This window comes from Pseudoalteromonas sp. SR45-5 (assembly GCF_014163565.1).
Classification (GTDB): Bacteria; Pseudomonadota; Gammaproteobacteria; order Enterobacterales; family Alteromonadaceae; genus Pseudoalteromonas; species Pseudoalteromonas distincta.
Window position 1 is genome coordinate 1 of record NZ_JACJDN010000248.1, and the last position, 5497, is coordinate 5497.

4 protein-coding genes are annotated in these 5497 nt (G+C 38.7%); 1 reads left to right on the plus strand and 3 read right to left on the minus strand.

The window, feature by feature from the left end; translation table 11 throughout:
* Positions 1 to 502: DUF938 domain-containing protein (locus H5072_RS10710; protein ID WP_182693512.1), on the plus strand; the 502-nt coding region annotated here is incomplete at its 5' end.
* On the opposite strand, the gene H5072_RS10715 is transcribed toward H5072_RS10710, so the two are convergent.
* The 3 genes from H5072_RS10715 to H5072_RS10725 all read right to left on the minus strand — a co-directional run.
* On the minus strand, positions 479 to 1618 hold the full coding sequence (locus tag H5072_RS10715) for a GNAT family N-acetyltransferase (RefSeq protein WP_182693513.1): 1140 nt from the start codon (positions 1616 to 1618) through the stop codon (positions 479 to 481). The genes H5072_RS10710 and H5072_RS10715 overlap by 24 nt on opposite strands.
* A gap of 6 nt (positions 1619 to 1624) precedes the next feature.
* Entirely contained in the window at positions 1625 to 3013 is a 1389-nt protein-coding gene (locus H5072_RS10720) for a carboxylesterase (protein WP_182693514.1), read from the minus strand.
* Positions 3003 to 5497: ATP-binding protein (locus H5072_RS10725; RefSeq protein WP_259395921.1), on the minus strand; the 2495-nt coding region annotated here is incomplete at its 5' end. The genes H5072_RS10720 and H5072_RS10725, both read right to left, overlap by 11 nt.

A 5497-nucleotide genomic window follows, 5' to 3' on the forward strand; every position in this document is an offset into this window, starting at 1 on the left:
CCTCGAAGTCGGATCAGGAACCGGCCAACATAGTGTGTTTTTTGCAGAGCAATTACCGCATTTACAATGGCATACAAGTGATCGCGCTATAAACCACGAAGGGATTAATTTATGGCACCGTGAAGCTAATTTAACTAATTTACATGCACCACTTGAGCTTGATTTAAATAATGAATGGCCTGTAGATAAGGTTGACGCTATTTATACTGCAAACACATTTCATATTGTAAGTTGGCAATTAGTTGAACGTTTTTTTGACGGTGTTAAACGTCACTTAAATAGCCACGGTATGTTGTGTATTTACGGACCATTTAAGTACCAAGGTGAATTTACCAGCCCAAGTAATGATGACTTTAGTGCCTTTTTAACAGAGCGCGATCCGTTAAGTGGAATAAGAGATTTTGAAGCAGTTGAACAACTAGCTAAGCAAGCAGGGCTTACGCTTATTAGCGATACTGCCATGCCTGCAAATAATCAGTTACTCGTTTTTAAACGGCAGTAATGAGCTACATTGCTCTTTATATATATCAATATGGCCGCGTTCACGCTTTAAGTAGTCGCTTATTGCATTACTGAAATCGCCATCAACAATATGGTGAGCAGAGTAGGTAAGTACGGGTTCAAATCCGCGTGCTATTTTGTGCTCACCTTGTGCTCCCGAATGAAAGCAGCTGAGTTTATGCTTTATTGCAAACTCAATACCTTGGTAATAGCACAGCTCAAAGTGAAGCGAATCTACTTCTTCACTTGCTCCCCAGTAGCGCCCATAAAGTGTATTCTCACCTACTAAACTAAGTGTTGCAGCAATCACGTTGTCGTCTTTTTTGGCCAGCATAATAACGAGGTTATTAGCCATTAATGCATGTAAAAGCGTAAAAAACTCCATATTTAAATAGCCCAAATGACCAGATCGCTTTAAGTAGTTACGCTGATAAAACTCACAAAACAATTGCATTATCTCGGGCGTAATTTGCGTTCCTTGCAGCCATTCAATATCAATATTTTGTTGCGCTATTTTAGCTCGCTCTTTTTTAAGTGACTTACGTTTTCGTGAGTTAAGTATTTGCAAAAAATCGTCAAAGGTTTCAAAACCTTTATTAAACCACTGAAATTGCACACCTACTCTTAGCATGGCATGTTGCTCAGTTAATGATGTTGCTTGGGCTTGGTCGCAAAAATTAACATGCCAACCCGACCACCTTTGCTCAGCACTGTGTATGCTAAGTTGCTCTGTAATGTACTGATACACCGCATTAGGGTTAGCGTGCTCGATAGCAATACGCTTGCCTTCAATAGGGCTAAAGGGAATGCCAGATAGCCATTTGGGATAATATTCTAAACCGTGTTTTTCGTATGCCTCAGCCCATGCCCAGTCAAATACGTACTCGCCGTATGAATGACTTTTTAAATACCCAGGTGCAAGCGCAATGAGCGTATCATCTTCAAAAATAGCGAGGTGATGGGGCTGCCAACCGCTTTTTTGTGTTACGCATTGGCTTTGTTCAAGGGCATATAAAAAAGCATGTTGAGTAAATGGTTCATCACCAAATAAACGTTGCCACTGCGCCTGATCAATCTCATTAATACTGCTAAACCATTGGTGCGAAAACGTTCCCATGACTACTTACCTTGTAGTTGTTCTAAGCTGTTCTACGTTTTTAATAAACGTACTAATTTGCTTTTTAAGCTCGGTAAAATGAGGATTATAAGTTAAGCGTTGTAAAGCCGGATAGTGTTTTAAGTTGGCGCTTGTGCGCTCTCCTAGTTGTGGATTTTTTGTTGTTTTACATGTTTTGTACAGGGACTCGTCGTTAATAAAGCTGCCACAATTACGATAGGTTGCGTTAATCCCATAATGTGGATTTTGCGGTGAGTTAACAATAGCAATATGCGATATACCATGAACTTTTTTACACTGAGGCGATGTGCATTGCGGGTTATTTACTGTGTAGTCACTAGCAAAGTCTGGCGGTAAAATATCAGTGCTTCCATAAAGTACTAAAGTATCGAGCGGCTTATATTTTACTGAATTATCTTTGTGTAACGCACTTAATAATTTTAGCGTGGCACGCGTATCTATCGTGGTATCAATATCGCTAAGTACACTAAAAATAGGTAATTTAAGTGCAGAGCGTTTGTTTAAGCTACTTACGCTTGCAAGTGACATTGCATCGTACGACGCGGCAGCTGCATTTAAAGGAAATGATTCATACTTAGCAAAGTCTACATCGGCGTCTTTATCTATCCAATTAACAAAGGGTATGGCATCAATCCACTTTGCTATCCAGCCGTACTTATTATGTGGCTCGGAGCCTGGCGAATAAAGCATAAGCGCTTTAATTTTGGGTGAAACAGTGTGCTTGGTTGCGTAATCAATAAGTAACGCTGCACCGGTAGAGTAACCTGCGAGTATCACCTCATCAAAGTCTTGCACCGAGCGTTTAATACCGTATTTTATTGCCTGTTGCCATTGGCTAACCTCTACATTGAGTAATGCACTTGCGGCGCTTCCATGTCCTGGTAATAAAATAGTACGCACAGTATAGCCTTGTTGATAATACACTTGTGCTAAATCGTGATACGTAAAGGGTGAGTCAGTTAGCCCGTGAATTAATAGTGCAACTTTATTGCTGTTTGGATGCGTAAGCTCAAAAGGGGCAATAATATCTGCAATAGTAGGGTCAGGTTTTCGCGTACCTTGTGTTACTAATTGCTGGTACGTTTGTGTAATAACAGGGCATGGCATATCTGCACGTGGATTGGTTTTATTTATATGTTTATATGCAAAATCTAAGTAATCGTTAAATGGTAAAAGTGCGTGGTAATTAAAGCGCTGGTGGTTGTGCTCTTTTTCAAAGCGTAATAAGCCTTGTTGCTTACTTTTTGTTATAAATTTAAAGTCGCTCGCCTGCGAGATACAGTTTTGAGCGACAGCTGTATGCGAAAAAACACTTAAAACAATACCAAAAGCGACTCTTAAAACTACTCTTAAAATTAAACCACTATTGTTCATTAACTTCTGCATATTGGACAAGACACTCGGTTAGCTTAATGAGTTCAAGCGGTTTTGCAAGGTGCTGGTTAAATCCAACGGCTTGTGCATGTGCTTTATCCTCTGGCATAACGTCGGCAGTTAAAGCAATAATCGGGAGCTCTTGTTCAGTTTTAAACTGGCGGATCAGTGCCGTTGCTCTATAGCCATCCATTACAGGCATTTGGCAATCCATAAGCACTAAGTCAAAATGCTGCTTTTTAACTATATCAACGGCCAGTTCGCCATTTTCTACTATATACGGCACAATTCCTAACGAGCCAAGCATCGCTTTAATAACCATTTGATTTACTGGGTTATCCTCTGCGACCAAAATATCTAGCGAAGTAATATTAGTATTATCAAATGTAATAACATGTTCTTTTTTAGGTTCTGTTGTTTCTAATCGCATTGAAAATGTAAAAGTAGAGCCTTTATTTACTTCACTTTTAAGTGTTATATCAGCCCCCATTAATTGGCTTAACTCTTTCGCTATGGTTAAGCCAAGGCCTGTACCACCAAACTGCCTTGAGGTAGAACTATCCGCTTGGGTAAATGCGTTAAATAATTTTTTATGTTGGCTTGGTTTTATACCTATGCCGGTATCACTAACGGTTATAACTAGCTGTACTTTATTGGCGGCAGTAAACTCTGTTTCTATGTTTAAAGTAACGCTGCCTTGGCTTGTAAATTTAATCGCGTTGCTACATAAATTAAGTAATATTTGCTCAATTCGCATAGGATCACCAATAAACCAGGTATCAACAGGTAGCTTTGAATTAACTTGCCATTTAATACCTTTGTTAACTGCGCTTTGCTCAAACATGTTGTTTATACGTGTTATTAAAGCACCTAAGTCGAATGCAATAGATTCAATAACTAACTTTTGGGATTCTATTTTTGATATATCAAGAATGTCATTAATTAAGTTTAATAAGCTTTTAGATGCTGAGTTTATTTTATCTAAATAGCCAATGAGTGTATTTGCATTGTCTGTTTCTCTAGCAAGTGAAGAAAAACCAATAACGGCGTTTAATGGTGTTCGTATTTCGTGGCTCATATTCGCTAAAAATTGGCTTTTAGCCTGATTAGCTAAATCGGACTGCTTCTTTGCTTGTGCGAGTGAGTGAGTACGCTCTGCAACTTGACGTGTAAGTGCGATTTGTTGCTGATTAAACAGCAGTAAAACCATTAAAATTAAAGAACATACGGCAACTTGAAGTATGAGTAATAATAAAGTTAGTTGACTATTATGTTGTGTTAAAAAGCTTTCTTTAAGGGCTAGTTTTACAATCCATTTTTGCCCTGCAAAGTCCACATCAAACGACATTAAGCGGCTGCCTTTAGCTTGCTGAACATTTTGAGAGTAATTACTATAAAACGGCGGAGTGTTTGTATCTTCGTATATACCAATCGAAAACATATCAGGCTGTTCTTTAGAAATTGCCTGCTCAATAATACTACGCACTAAAAATACACCAGTGGCATAGCCTTTAATTGTTTTTTCATCACTATGCTGGGAGTACACAGGGGCAAATAATAAATAGGCTGGTTTAGGTTGTTTGGTTTGCACTAACTGAATTATTTTAGTTCCTACTGGCATGTACTTTATAGCGGGGTTAAGCAGAGAGCTTTTTCGATCAGGGTTTGAAAATACATTAAAGCCAATAGCTTTTTGATTACCATTAAAAGGAGCTATGTATTTTACTATCACAAGGGGATCGCTACTTTCAAGAGGTTCGCCAACTACATCAATATCTAAATGATAAATGTTTGATATTTCTTGGGCAAAGACGTCGCGTTGATCTTGAGGTATTTTTGCGTTCCACGATAAGGCGTTAATAAATGCGTGCTGAGTTAGTAACTGGCTAGCATAAGAATAAAAATCTTGCTGGCTTAGCATGGGAGATGACTGTACCTGACTTGCTAGGCTCTGCACTGCAATAATACTACGATTTGTATATCTATACAGGCTGTTTTCTATAACATGGACTTCACGTTCAGCAATTTTAATAGTGTTTATACGATTTTCTTGATCGTATAACTGCGTTGTTACCGCGACTGATAAAAATAAAATAGAGCATACTGCAATTGTCGGAAACGCCGATATATTATGTTGATTAGACTTTTGTGGTAATAAAGAAAGTAAAAGCGGAGTCGCAATTAATACTCCTAATGTATCACCAAGCCACCAGTAAGTAACATTCTTCCAATGATTATCAACACTGTAAACCGAGTTGAATTGGCTTAAGGCAAATACGCCAAAGTTAGCCGAAATTAAGCTGACCAATATTGCTATGACAAGGATAAAGTAAATTATATTTTTGCGCTTTTTAAAGCGCAGCGGGTGCCCAAGCCAATACTTTAAAAGAGCTGCGCCGACCATTGCCTGTATAACAACACCAAAGGCGATATACATAGCCTCGTTAAATGAGTTACCGACCAGGACTAGCTCATGAGCTGAAC

Excerpts from the sequence above, each read along its gene's own strand:
- H5072_RS10720 (WP_182693514.1), bottom strand. The coding sequence starts at position 3,013 with ATGAACAATAGTGGTTTAATTTTAAGAGTAGTTTTAAGAGTCGCTTTT.
- H5072_RS10715 (WP_182693513.1), bottom strand. The coding sequence starts at position 1,618 with ATGGGAACGTTTTCGCACCAATGGTTTAGCAGTATTAATGAGATTGAT.